Below are 21,139 nucleotides of genomic sequence, written 5' to 3'. Positions count from 1 at the left end.
ATCATAATCGAAAAGTTGTTATCCGGTATGCTCAGTTGTCACAAAACCCACTCTTTATTCATACGGATCAAAACGAGATTTTTGATCTATCTTGAGTATTTTTTTGCAGTGCAGTTTCATAAAATTCACGATTCTGTCATGATTCTCAACCTAGTATGAAGGGACAAAGAGAGAAGAAAATATGACTAAAAAGAATAAGCCAACAAAAATAGTGTTGGCACACATCAACGACACCCACTCATACTTTGAACCAACCTCGTTACAGCTATCACTTAAAATGAACAACCACATCATTGAACCTTATGTCAGTGCTGGTGGCTTTGCTCGAATCTCAACACGCTTTAAACAATTAGAGCAAGATGCTAAGCGTCAGAAGGTCGGAACATTGTTCCTGCATGCTGGAGACTGCTTCCAAGGCACGTTGTACTTTTCTTTATTCAAGGGAAAAGCCAACGCCGACTTGTTGAATGCCCTTAATATTGATGCCATGACCCTTGGCAACCATGAGCTAGACATGGGCAATGAGCCTGTCGCCATTTTCGCTAAAAGAATCAGATTCCCATTGTTGGCGGGTAACTGGAATTTGTCGAATGAGGATATCAATAAAACTCATACCTTAGCGGACAACGACATTGTTAAGCCTTATCTAACTGAAACGCGAAGTGCTTCTTTTATAACGAAAGAGTTTGATGGCGAGAAGGTCGCAATATTCGGCTTAAGCATCGACAAAATGGCGGGCATTGCGAATCCAGACTTTGATACACCATTTGAAAACGCGCTAGAAACGGCAAAAGCAACGATAGAACAAATTCACCAGGCTGGTATTAACAAGATAGTGCTGCTTAGTCACCTTGGTTATGAAGCTGATTTAGAGCTAGCTTCGAATGTGCAAGGCATCGGTGTGATTGTTGGCGGCCATAGCCATCGTTTGCAAGGCGATTTCTCAGATATCGGCTTATTGAAAGACGATGACTACGGCGTAAAAATTGGCGACACCTATGTTGTACAAGCCGGTTTCCACGCAATGAGCCTCGGACACTGTGAAATTGAGTTCGATTCTGCAGGCAAAGTGACACACTTTAATGGCAAGAATGAACTGCTGTTGGGACGACGATTGTTTATAGACGCCAAATTAAGTGAAGTAGGGCAAGGCGATGCTCACGATATGGCGTGTGAGTTTTTAAACAACCATTCGAATATCGTGGTATGTAAGAAAGATCCTGAACTGCAAAGCATTTTGACGGATAAATATCAGCCAAGAGTTCGCAAGCTTCAACAACAAGTTATCGCTCATGCTGGCACAAAACTCCGCCATGTTCGTATCCCTGACGAACAAGGGCCTAGCCAACTTGCGCCTTTGGTTGCTCAGTCGTTTCAATACCTGATGAACAAAAAAGGACACGGCGTAGAATTTGCCATCCACAATTCTGGTGGGGTGAGAAACTCACTCAATAGCGGAGACGTCTCCGTTGCCGATATTGCCGGAAAACTACTACCGTTTGCCGTACCTATTGGTGTGTATGACGTAAAAGGTGAAACGATCGCAGGCATGTTAGAAGGGGCAATTAATAACGCATTGGATAACGGTGTGGTCGGTACGGGTTCTGGCAGCTTTCCTTATACTCATAACTTGAGATTTTGCTATCACAAAGAAGCACCCTTAGGACATCGTATTCATCATCTAGAAATACACTCTGAAGCATCCGGTTGGCAGCCAGTGTCTCGCGACCGAATTTACCGAGGCGCGTCATCGGCCTACACCATGAAAGGCAAAGAAGGCTATAACGCCGTCTTAGATATGATAGGCGATGGCTTTGTTACTACTGATTCAATGGCCGACTGCTTTATTGAGTTCTTACAAGACCACCCTGAGTCACTTCAATACAACGAGCCGCTTAATTGCATGGAGTGCTTTCGATAATAATTAATAATACTTGCACTTAGTATTATTAATTAGAGTAATTTATAAATTTGGCATTGTTTATGCTTTATTCCTGCAGGTTGCCTTCTTGTGGAGATAAGCATGAATAAGAAAGATTGGTTAGACGCGGTAGCCGTCGTTGGGTGGGTGTCTGTTTGGTCTGCGTTAGTGTACTGGGTACCCATGGCTGGTTTATAGGTGACTATCATTCGTTTCAAGTATCACTAAGCATTCATCTAGGGTGAACGCGTGAGTGGTATTCTTAGAATCAATGTGTGTGTCATTTTGATAAAACAGCGCTAATAGAAAAAGGAGCTTTTGCTCCTTTTTTCTTTTTTAGAACAAATTTATCTAGACGAAACATAAATAGGGGAATATTATCCACGCGTTTGGGGAGTAGTTAGCGCAAGTTTACATATCGTCATCTCGTTAGGCCAAGAGTCTATCCGGTATGTAAAGGTGAAATCCCATATTTCACTTCAACGAGACCAACGCAATCACAGTCAAGATCCATAATGGAGCTTGATATGCTTTGTTTGCGGAAGGTCTTTGTACAGTTCTTCCGCCCGGAGGAATAATGAACTCAACTCAATCTCTATTATCTACCAATAGTGAATCCTTTTTTTCATCGCCAATCATGACGACTTATGTGGGCTTTTTCCTGCTGACAGTAATTCTCGTCTCTATTGATATCTATCAAACTCGTGGTGGCAGCGTAACCATTAAGAAAGCGGCAATTTGGAGCGTTTTCTGGTTCGTACTCGCGTTTTTGTTTGCCGGTTCTATCTATCTATTTTGGGACATCTATGCTCCAAATAGTGACTACACCGCACAAAAAGCAACGGTGTCATTCATTACCGGTTACTTGCTAGAAAAATCATTGAGCGTAGACAACTTGTTTGTATTCGCGATGATCTTTGCTCAATACCAAGTTCCAGAGCATCTAAGACCGCGTGCGCTTCTTTGGGGGGTAATCGGTGCATTGGTGCTTCGTGCAATTATGATCGCATTAGGCGCGCAGCTGTTGGCTGAATACCACTGGGTGCTTTACGTGTTTGCGGCGTTCTTGATTGGTACTGGTATTAAGCTGGCGTTAGACAAGGGCGAAGAAGAGAGTGTTAACACACTACCTGAGAAGTTACTTCGTAAAATTATGCCTGTCACTGAAGACTTCCATGGTCCTGCGTTAATGGTTAAACAGGGCGCTAAATGGGCGTTCACTCCAATGATGTTGGTGATTGGTGCGATTGCCGTCATGGACGTGATGTTTGCACTGGATTCTATCCCAGCTATCTTTGCTGTGACACAAGAACCGTTCTTGGTACTTGCTGCAAACGTATTTGCGCTACTTGGCCTTCGCTCTCTGTACTTTGTGCTGCAAGGAATGATGGATAAGTTCATCTACTTGAAGCCAGCATTGGCGTTCATCATGGTCTTCATTGGTGTGAAAATGCTACTGGTCGACAGCGAATGGGCTATCCCAACGTATTGGTCGTTAGCGGTGCTGATTTCTACTATGACGATTGCGGTTATAGCGTCGATTTATGCAAAGAAGCCAGACATTGAACAAGTAAATTAAAACAAATATAACTTATCGAAAACTCGATAAGGGATACGTGGTCGATGAAGTAGAAAATTTATTTATGTAAAATTTCTGTGACATTGGCCACTTTTGTTTGGGGGTTATTTGTACTAAATGCATGATTTCTGCATCATATTGAATTTATACTCACCCATTGTGCATATGTATTTCATGAGGTTGTTAATGGTTTGTTTTATTAGAAAAACTAATTCGAATGTCTAATTTTAGTCATTTTTTAACCTGCAAAAGATCACCTATTATTCTTGTCATCAGAACGAACCACATAAACAAATTTATAGAGAGGCAATCATGGCTCAAGCAATGCAAATGAATACTATCGCTGTTCCTAACTCTATGGATAAGAAGACCTACTCGGTTAACTTCAAAGGATTGATTGCACACATTTTCGATATTCTTTTCGTAGATAACTCTCCACGTAGTTACTACGCAAGCGACCTATCTGGTCACATGCAACGCGATATCGGTATTAACCGTTAATCTTAGCGTTAACATGTAAAATATAGAATTTTAAGAAAACGCCAGCTTCAGAAGCTGGCGTTTTTGTATCTGCAATAAACTCTATCTCTTCGCAAAATAAGCACCTGAAAGAAACTTATCACCTGAAAGAAAGACTTAGGCATAACGGTCTGTATTTGAGCGCCAGTAAATTCGCTTCGTACAAGGATCTCTGTATGTCACACGCCAACTGCAACTCACCATTGATTAAACTCTGTTTACTTGCCTTACCGATCGGCTTTTACTCTTCTGTGTCGAATGCACAAACCTGGAGTAATGAAGGTCAACCTGCGCAGGTTATCGAACTGTTCACCTCTGAAGGTTGTTCAAGTTGTCCGCCTGCTGATGCCTACCTCAGTACTTTTGAAGACCATCCAAAACTTTGGACACAAGTCATTCCGCTTGCCTATCACGTCGACTACTGGGATTACCTAGGGTGGGGAGATAAGTTTGCGAGCAAGGCATTCAGTCAGAAGCAACGCTTGTACAAAGCTTATGGAGTAACAAGTGGCGTTTATACTCCGGGCTTTATCGTTGATGGAAAAGAGTGGCGCGGTTACTTTAATTGGCTCGATAGAAATCTCCCTTCGCTCCAACAACAAAGTAACCCTAAGCTAACCGTCAATCATAAAGGCGATACGTTCAGTGTAAGCTACGAAGGCAAAGGAGATTATGTGGCTCATCTTGCCTTATTAGCGATGAACGAAGTCACTAGTGTTAAAGCAGGTGAGAACAGAGGTAAGAAACTCGAGCATGATTTTGTGGTGGTTTACGATGGTTACCAACGCGGCGAATCCAAATGGCAATTCAATGTCGATTTTGATCCATTAGTCGCCACGCCAGATGCTGTAGCCGTGTGGTTAACCGAGCCTAATTCGTATGCGCCCGAACAAACGGTAGCAGGGTGGTTGAACTAAATTGTAAGGATGACCGTTTTACAAGAGCAACCGTGTTACACGAGTGATAATCCAATAAGATAAACGACATTGAGATGAAGCTGAGACGATGATTAGAGCACTTCTAATACCGTTTACTTCATCTCTTACTTGGTTTGGTGGGTCTTAACCACTGAAACAAGGGATAAAGGGGCGATTTAGTTACGTAATACTGCTGAAATACGTTAATATAGCGCGCTATTATTTTAGCTTTGAGTTCCTGCAATTAATGACTAACACCACAGCACCAACCAACTTCTCCGATCTTGGCTTAATTTCTCCTTTGATGGCTCGTCTAACCGAGCTTGAATACCAACAGCCAACGCCTATCCAAGCGCAAGTTATTCCAAGTGTGTTAGCAGGACGCGACCTAATTGCAGGCGCAAATACAGGTTCAGGTAAAACCGCAGCATTTGCTCTTCCACTGTTACAGCAGATCCATGAAGGTGCACCTTTAGACCGTCGTTCGGGCAAAGGTAACTATGTTTCTGGCCTTATCTTGGTTCCTACACGTGAGCTTGCTAAGCAAGTTGCCGATAGCGTTAAGTCTTATGCAGTGCATTTCAACGGTGCAATCAAAACCGTTTGTGTATTCGGTGGTGTATCGGTGAACACTCAGATGCAAGCGTTACGTGGCGGCACAGACATCTTGGTGGCAACGCCGGGTCGTTTGCTTGACCTAATCTCAAGCAACGCTATCAAACTCGATAAAGTAAAAACGTTAGTGCTTGATGAAGCAGACCGTATGTTGAGCCTTGGCTTTACAGAAGAGCTCGACGCGATCTTGAAGCTGCTGCCGAGCAAGAAGCAAACCTTGTTGTTCTCTGCGACTTTCCCTGAGCAAGTTAAAACGCTGACTCACGAATTACTGAACGACCCAATTGAAGTCCAACTTCAAAGTGCTAATGCAAGCACACTGGTTCAACGTGTATTTGAAGTCGAAAAAGGCCGTAAGACAGCGTTGTTAGCGCACCTGATTCAACAACACGAATGGCGACAAGCTCTGATATTCGTTAATGCGAAGAACAGCTGTGAACATTTGGCAGACAAGCTATACAAGCGCGGTATCATTGCGGAGGTATTCCACGGTGATAAAGGGCAAGGTTCACGTACTCGTATCCTAGAAGATTTCAAATCTGGCGAGATTGACGTTCTGATCGCGACAGACATCGCAGCACGTGGTCTGGATATTGAAAAGCTTCCTGTAGTAATCAACTTTGACTTACCACGTAGTCCATCAGACTACATGCACCGTATTGGCCGAAGTGGTCGTGCGGGTGAAGTTGGTTTAGCATTATCTTTGATCGATCACGAAGACTACCATCACTTCACAATCATCGAGAAGAAGAACAAAATTCGTCTTGAGCGTGAGCAAATCGAAGGCTTTGAAGTGGATGAAGAAGAAACCGCTGCACTTGTGGCTGCATTAAAACCCGTTGCGCCACCTGCTGGAACAGGTAAGAAGAAAAAGAAGAAAGCACCTAAAAACCAAGATGTTTGGTTGAGAAATAACTGATAAAGAATCAGTTGTTTATGGATACTCTAAAGGCGCTTAATTGCGCCTTTAGAGTGTCTGTCAGTCTGTTCTCAAAAGATCTTGTTAACGCTTAAGTTAAGCAGTGCTCTTTACTCTAAAGAGGTCAGTAAATAGCTTGGCGATCATCAAGACAATCAGGATCGTGGTCAACATAAGCAATGGCGTTTCAATCTGGTATATCGGCGTTAGGTTTAGAGCGCCAGAAGTAAGCACGACGAGCAGGTTAATACCAAGTATCCTATGAATCATAAGCTTAGGTGTTGCGAATACCTTCCATATCACTACGCTATTAACGAAATAAAAAAGTGCGAGTTGCCAAAGTTCACTCATCATTGGCATGATAAATATGTATTGAAGCAAAATAATGGTACCAGTGCCGATTACCCCGAAAAATGCATCTTTGATAACACTAGGTGGCATGGTCGGTAGCATGGAAGAAAACACACCTGCAATCATTGGGAAGATAAAACCACCTGGTACAGGTAGATATATCCAAACCAATAGCGATGTTACGAACATCGAGACACCTTGTAAGACTTTTCTCCCATCCTCATTTAAATGTTGAACAAAGGTGCGATGTTCGTGGTGCCAAGAAACTCCTTGGTTCTTACCGACCACATACGACACATCACCAATCAATGACTGGTGTGGCGCGATTAACTCCAGTTTTTCCATTTTTTGGGTGAGAGCGACCCAATCAATAGCTTGAGTAAGCTCATCTGAAGCGAGTTCAAGCAGTCGAGCCTGAATATGAGCCATTTCATGGATTCTCAAACGCCAGTCTTGAATATTCTCTTTAAGGTGATAACTGCCGTTTAATGGTAAATCTAGCAGTTGGTAGAGCTTATCAATATTCGCGGTGTTGGATTCTAAGGCTTCAATATCTAAGCTGTCGGTGTTACGCATTGCGGTTAACAATGTCTCTCTGCTTGCTTCAAAGCGCTGTACAAAATTTTGTTCCGTGTTTACCGGCCAAATTAAGCGATACACAATAGAGAACGTTATCACGCCGAGCAGAGTTTCTTGTATCCGTAATACCGCAAAGTAGAACGTCACCTGACTATCGAAACCACCCATACACGCGATGATGGAACATACAGCGAACCCAATCGAAAAGACGTACCCATACTTTTCATCACTCGACATGAAGATACATATTCCTAGGAACAAGGTAAAAAACGTCAGGAACAAAAAACGATCTTGTGAAAACATCGCGATCAAGAAAAAGGCATAACCGGTCCCTAATAGGGTGCCCATTAAACGGTTGTGGCCTTTATTGATTGAATGAGCAAAACTCTCGTTCAATGCCATTACGGCAACCGCTATTGCAGCCCAATAAGGTTTCTCCCATTGGAACCACAGCGCAAGGCAGATCGCGATAACGATTGAAAGCGCTGCTTTAATCGCTTCTTTGGTTGATGCATTGAACATAAAAGCCATCCAACTATTTGATTATTTTGATTGAAGCTGTCATCCCAACACGAAGTTGTAGGTCTTCAGGTACATTATCTAACTTCACTTTAATCGGTATACGCTGAGCAAGACGAATCCATTGGAAGTTTGGGTTCACGTTAGGTAGAAGATCATTGCCAGTGCTGCCATCTTGTTTAGCAATACCAAATCCAATACTTTTGATGTGACCCTTCAACAGGACGTTGTTGTGCATCATGAGAGTGACAAACGCTTTGTCTTGTGGATTGACCCCAACAAGGTCGGTTTCTTTAAAATAACCTTCAATCCAAAAGCTATCTTCATCGATCAACGCAACCACAGGTGAGTTGGCAACCACTTGCGATCCAACACGTAAGTTAAAATTAGTAATGTATCCGTTGGTAGGCGCATAGACCTTGGTAAATTCGAGATTCAAATGTGCTTCTTCAACATTGGCTTTGGCTACTTGAACATTCGCTGATGAAGTTTCAACAGCATTGCTTAAGTTGTTCAACGTTAAAACGGGCACGGCACCAGGGGTTCTCTTTTCTAGGTTCGCTGCACGTTGCTCTTCATTCTTTGCTTTCGCAAGTAGAGCAAGCGCTTGTTTTTGTGTCGCTAGTGCTTTGTTGTAAGCCGCTCTATAAATACTAGGGTCGATCTCAAAAAGTAGATCGCCTTTAGACACTTGAGAGTTGTCATCTACGTGGATTTTGATGATTTGTCCGGTGACTCGAGGAGTAATAGACACTATGTAGGCACTGACTTGCCCGTCTCTCGTCCAAGGGTTGCTTGTATAAGATTGGTAATAGCTATAAACCACAGAGCCTGCAGCAACAAATAATAGTAATGTGATGAGGTAACGTTTTATCAAGGTAAGGCCTTATAAGATGGGAATGAATTGGCCAATCACGCCAGTAAAAATCACAATTAGGCTTATTTCTGCTAATGCAGGAAAGGCGACATATTTGTGCAGTCCGAACTTGGTTGCTATTGAACCCGTCAAAATCGTCAGCATATAAGCGAGCGCGATAACCAGTAACAGCGGTGGGAAGTAGATTTCACCCCACACGAGTTCATGTGGCATTGTGTTCATGGTGTTGTTCTCTATTCGTTCTGATAGTCAGAACGATAAAGCAGTTGGCACAATTTGGATAATCGCTTATAGAGGATCGGATCCATCAAAATTAGGAAACTATGGTCTCTATAGATGGGTAATGATTACAAATTAGACAAATTACACTCGTATAGTCGATCTGATTTGTCTTTGTTGTCCTCAAAAAGTGCAAACAGACCATTTCGTGATAACTTAAAGAGATAATCAAGAAAGCCAGTGCGATCGAATGAATTTTAGTATTGAACAACTTCTCGCGTTTGTGACCGTTTACGAGCAACTGTCATTTAGTAAAGCTGCAGTAAAGCTTAATAAGCACAGAACGACTATTGGACAAGTTATTACTAACTTGGAAGATCATCTCGCAGTCGATCTTTTTGAAAGAGTCGGCCGTTCTGTCGAGCCAACCGACGACGGGCACCTTCTTTATCACTACGCGAAACAGACGATCGAACAAGCTAGGACTTTTGACAAAGTGGCGTTGAGTCTGTCCTATGGTGGATTAGAAAACATTACGATTGCTTACTCTAGTGTGATTCCTCAACGTGTGCTGGTGGATATTCGTAAGCAGTTAAAACACGACTTTCCGATGATGCGAGTAAATTTCCTCGTCAGGAATAAGAAAGAAATTAAAGTAGGGTTACAGACTGGCGATTACCATTTTGGCTTGGTTAATGTTCATGATAGCCGTGCTATGCACAGTTTAGATGCCACTTTTCTAGGGCATTTCGAATTCTTTCCATTTGCGCAAAAAGGTGGAGAGTTATCTACCTTGAGCAAAGATGAAGTCCTTGTGGCACTCCGCAATTCGAAGCAGTTTGTATTGAGATCTTTGATTGAAGAAGGGATGTCAGAAAAGATTATTGTGAGCTCGGATTATGAAGAAATCGACCAACTGGTTTTGATTATCAAAATGCTCGAAGAAGGGTTGGGGTGGTCATTGTTACCTAAAGCCTTTTTTACTGATTTGGAGTTTTCGAAGTATTCGATAGAACCTATTCGTTCCCAACAAATGGTAGAAGGTTTCAAGTTTGGCTTTGCATTATGGTGTCCGCACTCAAAACAAATCAGCGGAATAAAAGGTTCTTTGGTATCGGTCATCAAGAACTATCGAGAGCACCTTATTGATAGCTTCAAGTTGTAAGAATTTCAGGTGTAAAAAAGGCGCTAATCAGCGCCTTTTCGTTTTCTATCACTTTCTTACCGTAAGATTACTTCTTACGACAGAACTCAGCGATTACGTACATTGATTGACCGCCGTTCGTTTTACCAGAAACAAGCTTAGGATCGTCACCAACGCTGATGCCGCGAATAACAGTACCTTGCTTAATCACTTGGTTAGTACCTTTGATTGGCAAGTCTTTGATTACTGTTACGTCGTCACCTTTCTTAAGTTCAACGCCGTTCACATCAAGAGGCTTATCATCAGCAGACATGCCGATTTGTGCCCAAACTGACGTTTCTTCTTCAAGGTACATCATGTCTAGCGCGTCTTGAGCCCAGCTTTCAGAGTTCAGACGAGTAAGTTGACGCCATGCAGTTACTTGAACTGGCGCTTCTTGACTCCACATGCTGTCGCTTAGGCAACGCCAGTGGTTGATATCTTTAGGATCGTCGATTTCACCAAGACATTTGTCACATACCATGATGCCGTGATCCACTGTTACGTGGCTGTGTGGCGGCACTGCGTATGCAGTAAGAGAAGAATCAGAACCACATAGTTCACATTTAGATTGGCAGCGTTCTAGCATCGTAGCTTCAGAAGACATAATGGACTCACATTTATTAGGTATTAAATTACGGGGCTATTATCCACTTTATTTACAATAAAGAAAGAGGTCGTACGGTATTCTGTCTTGATTAATTTTAGCTGAGATCAACCATTTGTGTTTTAAAGGTTTATGCAAACGGTTAACTAGGGAATTGTTCGAACGACAGATACAAAAATGCCAGCGGTTAGGCTGGCATTTGGTTTGATTAACTTTTGATCATACGATTATTACTTGCTCGCATCTAACAAGCCAGCGGTTACGCTTGCAATGCCAGTCCCCTGCGATAAGGTAAATTGTACAATTTGCGAGGTCATTTCTGCGTTGGCTGCTGCATCACCAGCATTTTGCTGAGAAATTACAGTAGAGTGTTCAGCCTCTGATGATGATTTATCAAAATACGAAGCCAGCTTGTCTCCCGAAGAGTCCAGTGCAGTATTAACCAATGATAACTTTTTAAACAGTGGTTCGGTTCCAGCTGTTGGGATCTCAGCAACAGAGTTTGGTATTGTTTCGTCACCGTCGGCTTGAATACCAAATACCGGTCCCAAAGTGGTAGAGGCAATGTTGTAAGGGTCAACATTATCTAGAACTGTTTGAGCAGCATACATGAATGAAGTCTGGGTAGAGTCGATTGTCGCTTTGATAGCTTTGTCTGAAGCAGAAGCACTATCACTACTTAAAGCAGTGTAATATTCGGCAAAGCAAACACCACCAGACTTACTTACTGGCGCACAGTTACTCGTATAGTGTGCTTGGTACTCGGTTACACTTGATAGGCTGACCGTATGCTTGATCTCTGGCGAGAAAGAACCTGAATTTAGCAAGAACGGTGCAATGCCTCCACCTGGGTTAGCAAGGGTAGCACTTGTATAGCTAAACATAGAGTCGATTGCAGAATTCAACTCAGTGTTACCAACCGTGTAGGAGCTAATTCCTGTAATGGCACCAATAGAATGGCCAAATAGAGAAACATTTGTCTTATCTAGGTTACTGAATGCTGCATCAGTAGCAGAATTTAAAGCAAAGCGAACTCCAAGCCCATCAATTGCACTTTGGCGAATATTGTCTCGAGCAACAGGCAAGTACTCAAGATTCATGTATACGGTAGGGGTCGTTGGTGTCGTCACGACATCCGCACTTAGTCCGCGTTGACCGTGAAGTGGTTGGTCGATTGCGATGATAGCGTAGGGCTTGCTACTTAAACCTCCAGCAATATGTTGAATTGCAAATGCATAAGCACTCTCCTTCAAGTTAGTGATACCGTGTTGATATTGAAGAATTGGTAAATCGTTACCGATCAATGTTCCTTCAGGAACAAACATAATGAACGGCACTGACTTTACTGAGCGAATTTGCGGAACTGCGCTGTATTTAGTCATAACCCTAGAGCTATCCAATTGCTCTCCACTCGCAAGAGTTAACTTTTCTCCAATGAGTAATTGTTGGTATTCTGCTTGATATAGTTGAGTTGCAGGTTCAGTAATCCCGATACCTGCCAGTTGTGTAGCGATGGCTGTTTTGTCCGCATCACTTCCTGAGCTTAGTACATTTAGGATAGTTAACACACTAGGCATAGCACTGCGCCAAGGCGTTTTTTTCCACTCATCGTCTGTTAATGAATCAGACAAGAAGTACGGTAGCTCAACGGTTCCTCTATACACTTGAATAGAAGCTGCAGCTGGTGCTGAGAAGTTAGCATTGTAACCAGCTGCTAATTGTGTAGCAGCATCTTCGCCAAAAGCACTTTTAAACATCGCGTCAGCTTGTACAGCTGTAGCAAAATCCTGTTTCGCTCCATCAACTGTGAATGTATACAGCTTGTCGAGATCAGCTACCGAAATATTATTTGGATTCGCTAGGTTCTTCCATATATCAGAAGGGTTAACTGCGGGACTAATCGTTTGTGCAATTGCAGCTTTGGTCCCGTTCATAACGTTACCTGCTGAAGCAGTCGTAAACCAAGATGAATAGATGATCTCATCTGAACTTGACACTTCACCATAGCCAGCGAATAAAGCTTCAACTTGATGGATGATTTTTTGTGGTAAATCGAGCGAGCCTGCTTGGTCTATATCTGTCGTTTTTAAAGACGCGTAGGAGCTTGATGTTCCTAGTGGTTCATCTGCGCTATCAATAATTGAGTCAGTTAGTGCATAGATGTAGTCAGAGCTAGGATCTAAACCTTTAAGAGGTAAAACTTGTATCGTCTTGAAATCGCTAGATGCCACTAAGTAGTCAACTCCAGCAGTTAGCGCAGTAAAGTTAGACATGACACCGGTGCTCAGATCAACATCCACTTTAGCAACTTTTACCCCGGAATTTAGGTGCGCGCTAAACGGCGTCGTTCCGTTCATCACGACATCATTCTTCAGCGTCCTATCACTTGGAAGATTCACATTAATAGTGAATGGCATGATAGTACTCCAACCATCAGCTTCACCCATGGCTACTTTTGGGTCATTCAACAGTCCTGTTGAATTTGCATCTAACGGGATGTTTAAAGTGTGATCGTTGGTATCAAATAAGAAAAACGAAGGAAGAGGTACATCTGCTTCATTGCCTAGCAGAGTGAAGCTAATTTTTGAACTTCTAGCCAATGATTGGTTAATTGCATCAGAATAAGGTGCAGCTGTTGAATCGCCAGAGCTTTCACTGTTGTCCCCACAGCCAGAAAGTAGTAATGCCGAGCATACGAGAGATAAAGAAAATTTGTTGTTCATGTAATTATTCCCGTACGGTTAGTTGAAGGTGTAGTTAAGCTGAATCGCTGAAAGGTAAGCAACGCCCTCAGCATCAAATGTAAGCTTTTGTCCTGCCGCATCCGTTTCGGTAAACGAACCACTTTCACTTTGTACTAACGCAAATGCTGCATCGACAGTCATGTTTTCAGAAACTGCATAAGTTAAACCGGCTGAATACCACATACGGTCGCTATCGGGGATGCTTAACGTTGCTTCACCAGCTTGTTCGTCATATGCCAAACCTGCACGTAGAGTCCAGCTTTGGTTAACCATGTAAGTAGCACCTACAGACCATCTTTGGTTGTCTTCGTAATGCTCGGTTTTTAAGAAACACTCATTATTTTTACAATCTGAGCTCGTTGCTTTTAATTCTTTGAACTTACTCCATTTGGTTAATTGCCAACCATAGTGTATTGCCCAAGCATCGCTAAGTTGATGAAAAGCCGATAGTTCAAAGATATCGGGTAGTTCAATTTCAAGACGACCTGTTGTTTTTCCAGGGGCGTCGTTTGCCATTCTTAGACCTGTGTAATCAGTAAATTCACCGTCATCAAAATCAAGTTCGACAGATGAGCGATAGCCAAAACCAAAACGGTTATTTTTATTCAGCTCATACAACGCACCCACATTCCAGCCAAAAGCGAACGTTTCACCAGTCATTGATATCAGTTTGTCACTTGGCGATCCGCCAACAGGCAGACTGCCTTTGTGTCTATTTAATTCAGCTTCCGCATATACTAGATTGATACCAGCACCGAGGCTTAAGCTTTCATTTACTCTGTAAGCAATGTTTGGATTTAGGTTTACGGACACCAAAGATGTGTCACCAGCTAAATCACCTGCATAAATATCGTCGGGATAATCAGTAGCAACGCCATATGTAGTGAACATGCCAATCCCCCATGCCCACTTTTCATTGATTGGACTGATGTAGTAAGCGGCTGGGACTATTTGCAAAGGGGCTACGTCAGAAGACTTCTGATTGAAATCGCTATCATTAATTTTGGTTTGAGTGACGTTAACCTCTGGATCAACGATAGAAACCGCGCCTGAAAATTGGGCTGTATCAAATAGGGTCATTGCGGCGGGGTTTCTCGCTAGCACACTCGCGTTATCGGCTACGGCACCTTCACCTGAAAATGCGCGACCAAGACCTGAAGCAGAATGCTCAGCAACTTGGAAACCAGCCGCAAGTGAATTACATGCAAATAGCACAGAAAGCGAAACGAGAGAGCGTTGTATTGTTTTCATCCGTGACCCTCCTAGGGCATCAAATCTCATTCTTATTGTTGAAAACACACTGAGCATTGTTGGTGTTTAAGTTCTAATGTAAACGGCATGTTAAATTCATATTTCATATAAAGTCAAAGAATGAGTTGTTATTTTGTGAAGTTATATTTTTAAGGGGCGGGACTTTAACACTAATAATATAACTACAATCAATGGTTTATTGGTGGTTGGAGGTGTGACCAGAATGATTGTGAATCTCATTGGTACAAATAGTGTTCAACTGCTCAATATGTAACAACTTTGTTTATGTTTACCGCTAATCGCTAAATCGGCATAATGTTGGTTCATTTAGAAAGTCATTAAATTGGAATTTTAGTTTGGAATTACTCGCGATAGAGTTTCTTGGTAAACCGCTTCGTTTAGAGGGGTCAATGGCAGGGTGGCAACAGTTATTTTGGGATAACACGTTGGTCTCTCAGTTGGATGCAACGACAGATCAAGATGATGCGAGAACGCATACTTTTACGCTCCGATCTGGAGAAGAAACGTTGCAGTGTCACGTTGAAGCGTTGGTTCAATGGCAACCGTTCGAGATGACATACAAAGCATCTGTTAATGGACAAACCATCACCGAAGGCAATCGCAATACTAAAGATATCGAGCAACAAACTCCCGTAGTAGCACCTAAGCCTGAGAAGCGTTTTAGCTTAATCGGGTTAGTGTCGTTGGGTATGAAAGCCCTCAAGAGTGCTAAGTTAATTAAGGTGGTACTTGCCTCTGCGAGTTTAGCGGCTTACTCATGGCTATTTTCAATTCAGTTCGCGCTTGCCTTGATCGCTTGTCTTATGTTCCATGAATACGGTCATATCAGAGCAATGAAGTACTTTGGCATGAAGACCAAAGGCATCTATTTAATTCCATTCTTAGGTGGCTTGGCGTTATCCGACGAAAAGATCAATACACGATGGCAAGATGTGGTTATTTCTATCATGGGGCCATTGTTTGGCTTGATATTGTCGTTGATATTTATGGTGTTGTATTGGGCGACTGGCGAGATGTTCTTTGCCGGGCTTGCGGTATTTAATGCCTTGTTAAACCTGTTCAATCTACTGCCGATTTTGCCTCTTGATGGCGGTCATGTGTTGAAAAGTATTAGTTTTTCAATGAACAGCGTTCTTGGTATTGTGCTTTGCGTGGCAGCAGCGGTTGCTGGCGTCGTGCTGAGTTATCAGTTGAACTTAACCTTATTTGGTTTCTTATTGATCATGGGTAGTGTTGAAATCCTATTCGAATGGAAAGGGCGTCACCACAGTCATTTATTGCCATTAGATAAATATGGCCAACTCGTATCATTCCTTTGGTATGTGGGCTTAGTGAGCAGTTTAATCGGCGTTATCTGGTACTTCGCATCAACTGGCGATCAGTTACTCAGCCTACCATTACAAATTTTAGGTACATAATTCAAGAGTTAACGCTATCTGAATAACTCATTAGCTTGATGTACTAAAACGCCCTAACCAATATGGATAGGGCGTTTTTGTATTTGAGGCTCTAAATCTAATCTAGCATCAGGTTACGCTTTGCAATTTGGTCTTGATGTTCCAGATTGAGGCAACGTTTTTATTTTCGCTTGCAGATCTTTAATACGCGTATTGTGGGAAGGGTGCGTAGAAAGTAACTCGGGTGGTTGGTTCCCACCTGATGCTTTCGCCATGTTTTGCCACAAATCGACACTTTGTTTTGGATCGAACCCAGCTTGAGCCATGTACTCTAAGCCTACAATATCGGCCTCAGACTCTTGAGTTCGACCATAAGGTAGAACAACACCGTATTGAACACCTAAGCCTAACGCAGCCATTGTCATGCCCTGATACTGTTTGTATTCTGATGCGCCTAACGCGACGCTAGTTATAGATAAGCCAGTATTAGCGATTTGAGATTGAGATAGACGTTCATTACTGTGGTCAGCGAGAACGTGAGCCACTTCGTGTCCGATAACTGTTGCGAGTTGGTCTTGATTAACTGCAACATTGAGTAAACCCGTGTATACGCCAATTTTTCCACCAGGTAGGGCAAACGCATTCACTTGGTCGCTATCAAAAACAACGACTTCCCATTCACTAAAGCCTTGCTTAGGGATGTGTTGAGTAATACTGTTCGCTACGCACTGAACATAAGCGTTGGTTTTTGCATCTTTACTGATTGGCTGTTCTTTCTTCATTTGCTCAAAAGATTGTGCTCCAAGCTGAGACATATCTTGATCTGAAAAAAGCAGCAGTTGGTTTCTTCCTGTCGGGGAAGCGCTACATGCGGTTAGGCCTGCAAGAGTGAGAAGCGAGGCAAACTTCGTCCATGACGTCATACAATATCCTCTGTGTATTCGGTTTTTATGCATGTTAACATCAACTTGCGTAATAACTAATAGTTGTAAGATAACTATTGTACTTAAGAACGATTGTTATCGTTAAGATCTCCATTCGTGTTAATAAAGCCGCTTACGCACAAACAAAGTCAATAATTAAGGAACCCACATGAGTATTTGGAAAAAGCCCGTTGACCTAGATACCTTCAACGCGACCTCAAAAAATACCTTAATTGAGCACCTCAACATTATTTACACTGAGGTCAACGATAATTCCTTGGTGGCGACCATGCCGGTTTGTCATTTTACGCACCAACCGCTGGGCATGCTTCATGGCGGCGCATCGGTAGTTTTAGCTGAAACGCTTGGCTCATTAGCGGCTAATTTCTGTGTACCAGAAGGCTACTATTGCGTTGGTTTGGATATTAACGCAAACCACGTTCGCTCGATGCGTGAAGGGCATGTTATTGGCACTGCCGAGCCCATTCACCTTGGTGTGTCCACCCAAGTATGGCAGATAAACATCACTGATGAGCGTCAACGCTTGGTATGTACAAGCCGTTTAACCATTGCTGTGAAGAAGCACAAACGCTAATTCGATAACAAAGGCTGGGGATAGGAATCATTACACCCCCAGCTTATTAACCTCATATACAAATTGTTTATTTTAGTTAGAGAAATCCATGGTCATAACGTTTAAAAGTGGAAAAGTTATTGCAACGGCACATGAGTTGGTTGTTCGTTTAGATGGTGAGCATAGAGTCACACTGCAAGCGCAAGTTGATGCGATTCAACTGATCGGAAAAGGGGCAAACGTTATTTCTGCCAACGGTTCAGAATGTAAATGGTCGATTAAATTAGACAATGAACAACAGCTCCGTGATATCGCCACTGAAATCGGCTGCGATGTAATGTAACTATACGTTATAACTAGGTTTAATTCGGTTTTTGACTTTCTAATAAGTCTACTTAATCAAGTCACATTCGTAATCTCTTCGTAAAAACTAATAAGTTCGATTGATTTTGACTCATAAAATAGGGAAACTGAATTCAATATCCTTTGAATAAGTTTTCCTCTTTATGAGTAGCCCAAGACTTCGCGTTCAATTTGAAACCCTGTTCGAATATTTCGATGGTAAAGATTCTGATGTTCAGCTCGACGACATAACAGATGTGCTCTGTTGTACCCGTCGTAATGCCAGAATGGTGCTTAACAAACTCGAAGAAGAGGGTTGGGTAGAGTGGTTACCGGCAGCGGGTCGAGGTAAGTTGTCTCAGCTTATCTTTAAGCAGAATCGCTGTGATGTAAGCGAAAACCTAGCACGCCGCTACTTAGAAGAAGGTAAGATTGGGCAAGCACTGTCGGTACTTGACCACAATGCAGCCAAGCTTACTCAAGTGATTCAAAATTACTTGGGCGTACAGTACCAAGAAGGTGAACAAGTTATTCGTTTGCCTTACTACCGTCCACTTTCCATGCTTAACCCAACTAAATCTATGCGACGATCTGAACAACACATCACGTGCCAGGTGTTCAGTGGGTTAACGCGCCTCGATGAGAACGATCAGCTACAGCCTGATCTTGCTCATTCATGGCAAAAGATTAACGACCACCAATGGCGATTCTTTCTAAGGCCGGGCGTTCGTTTTCATAATGGAGAACCGCTGTTAACAAGCCACGTTGTGGATACGCTTCTTTTGCTTGAACCACTTAATATGTTCTCACATATTAAAGATGTCTCATCACCGGCCAATTGCGTGGTTGATGTTTTTCTAACGCGTCCAGATAAGTACTTCCCACTCGCGCTTACCGAATCGGTCGCTAAAGTGACCTTGCCGATGATTTTACGTGGTGAAGACTACGACATTCGACCGATTGGTACTGGCCCTTATCGCATTGAAAAGAATGATGAGAAGCAACTCGTGCTAACGGCTTTTAACGGATACTTTGGTTTTAGGCCGCTGATTGATCGCGTTGAAGTTTGGGTGGTCGATGAGGCTTATTCATCAATGGTTTACCCAAGCCTCTCTAAACCAGTAATGGCAGATCGTGGTGACAGCGATGAAGTTGAACTTGATCCGGGCTGTACGTATTTACTACTCAATAGAAAGAAGGGTATCGCACAAGATCCAGCGTGGGCAGAGTTCTTATCAAATGCTTTGAACGCTTCAGATCTGTTTGTGCATATTCCAAAAGAGACGGTTATCGACTTGGGTGTGCTGCATGCTTACGGAATCAAACCCGGTTGGTATGACATCAAGTTAAAAACGCCAGTTTGCCCACCAGCAAGCGCTAAACCAAGCGTGAGATTGGCGTATCAATGCCAACATCCGATGTTTCCAACGCTCGCTAAAGCAATCGTCACTGTGTTGAAGCAATACAACGTTGATGTCGAGCTTTTCGGTTACGAAACTGATCCTCCACACGCCGACAATGTTGATATTTGGATTAACCCAATGGGGATTGCCAACAATAGAGATGATGCGCTGGCCGGTTGGTTAATGGATTACAGCTTTCTCGATGAATCTAGCCCAGCAGAAGATTTTGACCAATGGTGTCACATGATTGATCGTTGGCGATCGGGCGAGTTTGAGCAATTCCCAGCAAGACAACTAGGGAAACAACTTGTGCAAAGCAATCAGTTGATCCCGATGTTCCACTGTTGGCTAGGTGTAAACAAAGACCAATGCGGTACGCTGCAGAACGCAAAGTGCAATGCACTCGGTTGGTTCGACTTTAGCCAAGTTTGGGTAAAGCCTGACGTTGATTGAAACCAGAGATAACTTGATTAGGACAACACGATGCAAACGGTGATTATCACATTTATTACGCTGGTGGCATTTGCAGCCAATTCTGTATTGTGTCGCTGGGCTTTGATGGATCAAACGATTGATCCTTTGAGTTTTTCGATCGTGCGTATCATATCGGGTGCGTTTACCCTGTTGATTTTATTAACCTTATCTTCAAGCGCTAAGCGCAAACAAGATAAAGAGGTTAACAACGCATCGACATACACCAAGGTTCGTTCTCAGTTTGATTTAACCGCCATAGTGGCGTTGCTCGTTTACATGTTCGGCTTTTCGTATGCTTATCTAACGCTAGGGGCAGGGCTTGGCGCTTTGGTTCTGTTTGTCGCGGTTCAATTCACTATGATTGCCGCACACTTGTTAGCTGGCAACAAAATGTCATTATTAGAGTGGTGTGGTTGTTTGTTGTCAGTTTCTGGGCTCATTTACTTACTCATGCCGACGGAATCGACAAGTTCGCCAGATATAACCTCTGTCATATTGATGGCTCTGGCTGGAATTGGGTGGGGCATTTATACATTGGCGGGTAAGAAATCCACAAACGCGTTGCAATCTACGACTGCCAACTTTGGATTTAGCTCGTTAGCGATCCTTGTGTTATTAAGCCTGTTAACGGTTATTCCAAACGTGGCATCGCAAATATCCATCACTGAGCAAGGTTTGATTTACGCAGTATTGTCGGGCTCAGTGGCTTCTGGCGTGGGTTATAGCTTGTGGTATTACGTCGTGAAAAAGCTGAATACCGTCGTCGCATCGATTGCACAGCTTTCTGTTCCAGTTATCGCGACACTTGGCGGTGTTTTGTTGCTATCTGAACCCGTCACCATGCAATTTGTTATCTCATCGACTGTCATTTTACTTGGGATAAGCTTGGTTGTTGTCGCCCCTAAACTTAAGAAATAATAAGTACAATCACTAACGTCTATGGCTAAACCTAACAAGAAACAACCGACCAAAACGGTTCAGATATTCTGCGCTAAATGTAAGACGCAACTTTTCAAGTATCGAAAAGGTGGCAAAGGTGCGCTCGTAAAGTGCTTTAAGGAACGCATAGTCGAAGATTTCACGACAGAACCATGCGTTTGCCCTGAGTGTGGTATCGAATTTGCGCGAGATACCTTGGTTCGAGGTACGCCAGCCTACAAGTTTGTGGGTGGCAAGGTAACAATGAAGTAATAGAGAAGAATAAA

The 21,139-nt window shown here is 42.8% G+C and carries 19 protein-coding genes; 12 read left to right on the top strand and 7 right to left on the bottom strand.

Going from position 1 to position 21,139, the window contains the following annotated elements; genetic code table 11:
• Window positions 1–181: 181 nt before the first annotated feature.
• From OW495_RS15065 to OW495_RS15045, 5 genes are all read left to right on the top strand, one after another.
• On the top strand, window positions 182–1,921 hold the full coding sequence (locus OW495_RS15065; protein ID WP_102513937.1) for a bifunctional UDP-sugar hydrolase/5'-nucleotidase: 1,740 nt from the start codon (window positions 182–184) through the stop codon (window positions 1,919–1,921).
• Window positions 1,922–2,498: 577 nt separating this feature from the next.
• Window positions 2,499–3,500 carry a TerC/Alx family metal homeostasis membrane protein gene (locus tag OW495_RS15060; RefSeq protein WP_065112982.1) on the top strand — a complete coding sequence of 334 codons (1,002 nt, stop codon included), beginning with the start codon at window positions 2,499–2,501 and terminating at the stop codon, window positions 3,498–3,500.
• 312 nt (window positions 3,501–3,812) lie between these two features.
• Entirely contained in the window at window positions 3,813–4,001 is a 189-nt protein-coding gene (locus tag OW495_RS15055) for a hypothetical protein (RefSeq protein ID WP_010429554.1), read from the top strand.
• 194 nt (window positions 4,002–4,195) lie between these two features.
• Window positions 4,196–4,936 (top strand): DUF1223 domain-containing protein, encoded by a 741-nt coding sequence (locus tag OW495_RS15050; RefSeq protein WP_102513936.1) that lies wholly within the window; start codon window positions 4,196–4,198, stop codon window positions 4,934–4,936.
• A gap of 247 nt (window positions 4,937–5,183) precedes the next feature.
• Complete coding sequence (locus OW495_RS15045; RefSeq protein ID WP_102513935.1) at window positions 5,184–6,470, top strand: DEAD/DEAH box helicase; 1,287 nt, start codon at window positions 5,184–5,186, stop codon at window positions 6,468–6,470.
• A gap of 96 nt (window positions 6,471–6,566) precedes the next feature.
• Here the strand turns inward: OW495_RS15045 and OW495_RS15040 are convergent, their stop codons facing one another.
• Genes OW495_RS15040 through OW495_RS15030 form a run of 3 tightly spaced genes read right to left on the bottom strand, consistent with a single transcriptional unit; the run spans window position 6,567 to window position 9,018 of the window.
• A complete protein-coding gene (locus OW495_RS15040) occupies window positions 6,567–7,922 on the bottom strand; it encodes an FUSC family protein (protein ID WP_102513934.1) in 1,356 nt (451 codons plus the stop codon).
• 13 nt (window positions 7,923–7,935) lie between these two features.
• Entirely contained in the window at window positions 7,936–8,796 is an 861-nt protein-coding gene (locus OW495_RS15035; RefSeq protein WP_065112986.1) for an HlyD family secretion protein, read from the bottom strand.
• Between the two features lie 9 nt (window positions 8,797–8,805).
• Window positions 8,806–9,018 carry a DUF1656 domain-containing protein gene (locus tag OW495_RS15030; RefSeq protein ID WP_065105717.1) on the bottom strand — a complete coding sequence of 71 codons (213 nt, stop codon included), beginning with the start codon at window positions 9,016–9,018 and terminating at the stop codon, window positions 8,806–8,808.
• Between the two features lie 247 nt (window positions 9,019–9,265).
• On the opposite strand from OW495_RS15030, the gene OW495_RS15025 reads away from it, so the two are divergent.
• A complete protein-coding gene (locus OW495_RS15025) occupies window positions 9,266–10,180 on the top strand; it encodes a LysR family transcriptional regulator (protein WP_102513933.1) in 915 nt (304 codons plus the stop codon).
• Between the two features lie 67 nt (window positions 10,181–10,247).
• Here OW495_RS15025 and OW495_RS15020 read toward each other — a convergent pair whose 3' ends face one another.
• The 3 genes from OW495_RS15020 to OW495_RS15010 all read right to left on the bottom strand — a co-directional run bounded on the left by OW495_RS15020 (window position 10,248) and on the right by OW495_RS15010 (window position 14,800).
• Window positions 10,248–10,805 (bottom strand): PhnA domain-containing protein, encoded by a 558-nt coding sequence (locus OW495_RS15020; protein WP_017111983.1) that lies wholly within the window; start codon window positions 10,803–10,805, stop codon window positions 10,248–10,250.
• Between the two features lie 230 nt (window positions 10,806–11,035).
• Window positions 11,036–13,528, bottom strand: a complete 2,493-nt coding sequence (locus tag OW495_RS15015) for a VolA/Pla-1 family phospholipase (RefSeq protein WP_289887250.1) — start codon at window positions 13,526–13,528, stop codon at window positions 11,036–11,038.
• 18 nt (window positions 13,529–13,546) lie between these two features.
• On the bottom strand, window positions 13,547–14,800 hold the full coding sequence (locus OW495_RS15010; protein ID WP_289887249.1) for an outer membrane protein transport protein: 1,254 nt from the start codon (window positions 14,798–14,800) through the stop codon (window positions 13,547–13,549).
• A 356-nt stretch (window positions 14,801–15,156) separates the two neighbouring features.
• Here OW495_RS15010 and OW495_RS15005 point away from each other — a divergent pair, with 356 nt between their 5' ends.
• Window positions 15,157–16,239 (top strand): site-2 protease family protein, encoded by a 1,083-nt coding sequence (locus OW495_RS15005; protein ID WP_102486278.1) that lies wholly within the window; start codon window positions 15,157–15,159, stop codon window positions 16,237–16,239.
• A 113-nt stretch (window positions 16,240–16,352) separates the two neighbouring features.
• Here OW495_RS15005 and OW495_RS15000 read toward each other — a convergent pair whose 3' ends face one another.
• Window positions 16,353–17,141 (bottom strand): M48 family metallopeptidase, encoded by a 789-nt coding sequence (locus OW495_RS15000; protein ID WP_102513931.1) that lies wholly within the window; start codon window positions 17,139–17,141, stop codon window positions 16,353–16,355.
• Between the two features lie 169 nt (window positions 17,142–17,310).
• Here OW495_RS15000 and OW495_RS14995 point away from each other — a divergent pair, with 169 nt between their 5' ends.
• The 5 genes from OW495_RS14995 to OW495_RS14975 all read left to right on the top strand — a co-directional run bounded on the left by OW495_RS14995 (window position 17,311) and on the right by OW495_RS14975 (window position 21,125).
• Window positions 17,311–17,736, top strand: a complete 426-nt coding sequence (locus OW495_RS14995) for a hotdog fold thioesterase (RefSeq protein ID WP_102513930.1) — start codon at window positions 17,311–17,313, stop codon at window positions 17,734–17,736.
• 88 nt (window positions 17,737–17,824) lie between these two features.
• Entirely contained in the window at window positions 17,825–18,058 is a 234-nt protein-coding gene (locus tag OW495_RS14990) for a DUF3389 domain-containing protein (RefSeq protein WP_076678655.1), read from the top strand.
• A 163-nt stretch (window positions 18,059–18,221) separates the two neighbouring features.
• Window positions 18,222–19,913: an SgrR family transcriptional regulator gene (locus OW495_RS14985; RefSeq protein WP_099165114.1), complete on the top strand. Its 1,692-nt coding sequence runs from the start codon at window positions 18,222–18,224 to the stop codon at window positions 19,911–19,913.
• A 30-nt stretch (window positions 19,914–19,943) separates the two neighbouring features.
• Window positions 19,944–20,852 carry a DMT family transporter gene (locus tag OW495_RS14980; protein ID WP_102513929.1) on the top strand — a complete coding sequence of 303 codons (909 nt, stop codon included), beginning with the start codon at window positions 19,944–19,946 and terminating at the stop codon, window positions 20,850–20,852.
• A 21-nt stretch (window positions 20,853–20,873) separates the two neighbouring features.
• Entirely contained in the window at window positions 20,874–21,125 is a 252-nt protein-coding gene (locus tag OW495_RS14975; protein ID WP_017067298.1) for a hypothetical protein, read from the top strand.
• Window positions 21,126–21,139 lie beyond the last annotated feature (14 nt).

Source organism: Vibrio sp. 14N.309.X.WAT.E.F5 (assembly GCF_030397615.1).
GTDB classification, from domain to species: domain Bacteria; phylum Pseudomonadota; class Gammaproteobacteria; order Enterobacterales; family Vibrionaceae; genus Vibrio; species Vibrio lentus.
This window is presented reverse-complemented; position numbering and strand designations above follow the sequence as displayed.

Coding starts and splice junctions, on each gene's coding strand:
- OW495_RS15065 (WP_102513937.1), top strand. CDS start 182: ATGACTAAAAAGAATAAGCCAACAAAAATAGTGTTGGCACACATCAAC.
- OW495_RS15060 (WP_065112982.1), top strand. CDS start 2,499: ATGAACTCAACTCAATCTCTATTATCTACCAATAGTGAATCCTTTTTT.
- OW495_RS15055 (WP_010429554.1), top strand. CDS start 3,813: ATGGCTCAAGCAATGCAAATGAATACTATCGCTGTTCCTAACTCTATG.
- OW495_RS15050 (WP_102513936.1), top strand. CDS start 4,196: ATGTCACACGCCAACTGCAACTCACCATTGATTAAACTCTGTTTACTT.
- OW495_RS15045 (WP_102513935.1), top strand. CDS start 5,184: ATGACTAACACCACAGCACCAACCAACTTCTCCGATCTTGGCTTAATT.
- OW495_RS15040 (WP_102513934.1), bottom strand. CDS start 7,922: ATGTTCAATGCATCAACCAAAGAAGCGATTAAAGCAGCGCTTTCAATC.
- OW495_RS15030 (WP_065105717.1), bottom strand. CDS start 9,018: ATGAACACAATGCCACATGAACTCGTGTGGGGTGAAATCTACTTCCCA.
- OW495_RS15025 (WP_102513933.1), top strand. CDS start 9,266: ATGAATTTTAGTATTGAACAACTTCTCGCGTTTGTGACCGTTTACGAG.
- OW495_RS15020 (WP_017111983.1), bottom strand. CDS start 10,805: ATGTCTTCTGAAGCTACGATGCTAGAACGCTGCCAATCTAAATGTGAA.
- OW495_RS15015 (WP_289887250.1), bottom strand. CDS start 13,528: ATGAACAACAAATTTTCTTTATCTCTCGTATGCTCGGCATTACTACTT.
- OW495_RS15010 (WP_289887249.1), bottom strand. CDS start 14,800: ATGAAAACAATACAACGCTCTCTCGTTTCGCTTTCTGTGCTATTTGCA.
- OW495_RS15000 (WP_102513931.1), bottom strand. CDS start 17,141: ATGACGTCATGGACGAAGTTTGCCTCGCTTCTCACTCTTGCAGGCCTA.
- OW495_RS14995 (WP_102513930.1), top strand. CDS start 17,311: ATGAGTATTTGGAAAAAGCCCGTTGACCTAGATACCTTCAACGCGACC.
- OW495_RS14990 (WP_076678655.1), top strand. CDS start 17,825: ATGGTCATAACGTTTAAAAGTGGAAAAGTTATTGCAACGGCACATGAG.
- OW495_RS14985 (WP_099165114.1), top strand. CDS start 18,222: ATGAGTAGCCCAAGACTTCGCGTTCAATTTGAAACCCTGTTCGAATAT.
- OW495_RS14980 (WP_102513929.1), top strand. CDS start 19,944: ATGCAAACGGTGATTATCACATTTATTACGCTGGTGGCATTTGCAGCC.
- OW495_RS14975 (WP_017067298.1), top strand. CDS start 20,874: ATGGCTAAACCTAACAAGAAACAACCGACCAAAACGGTTCAGATATTC.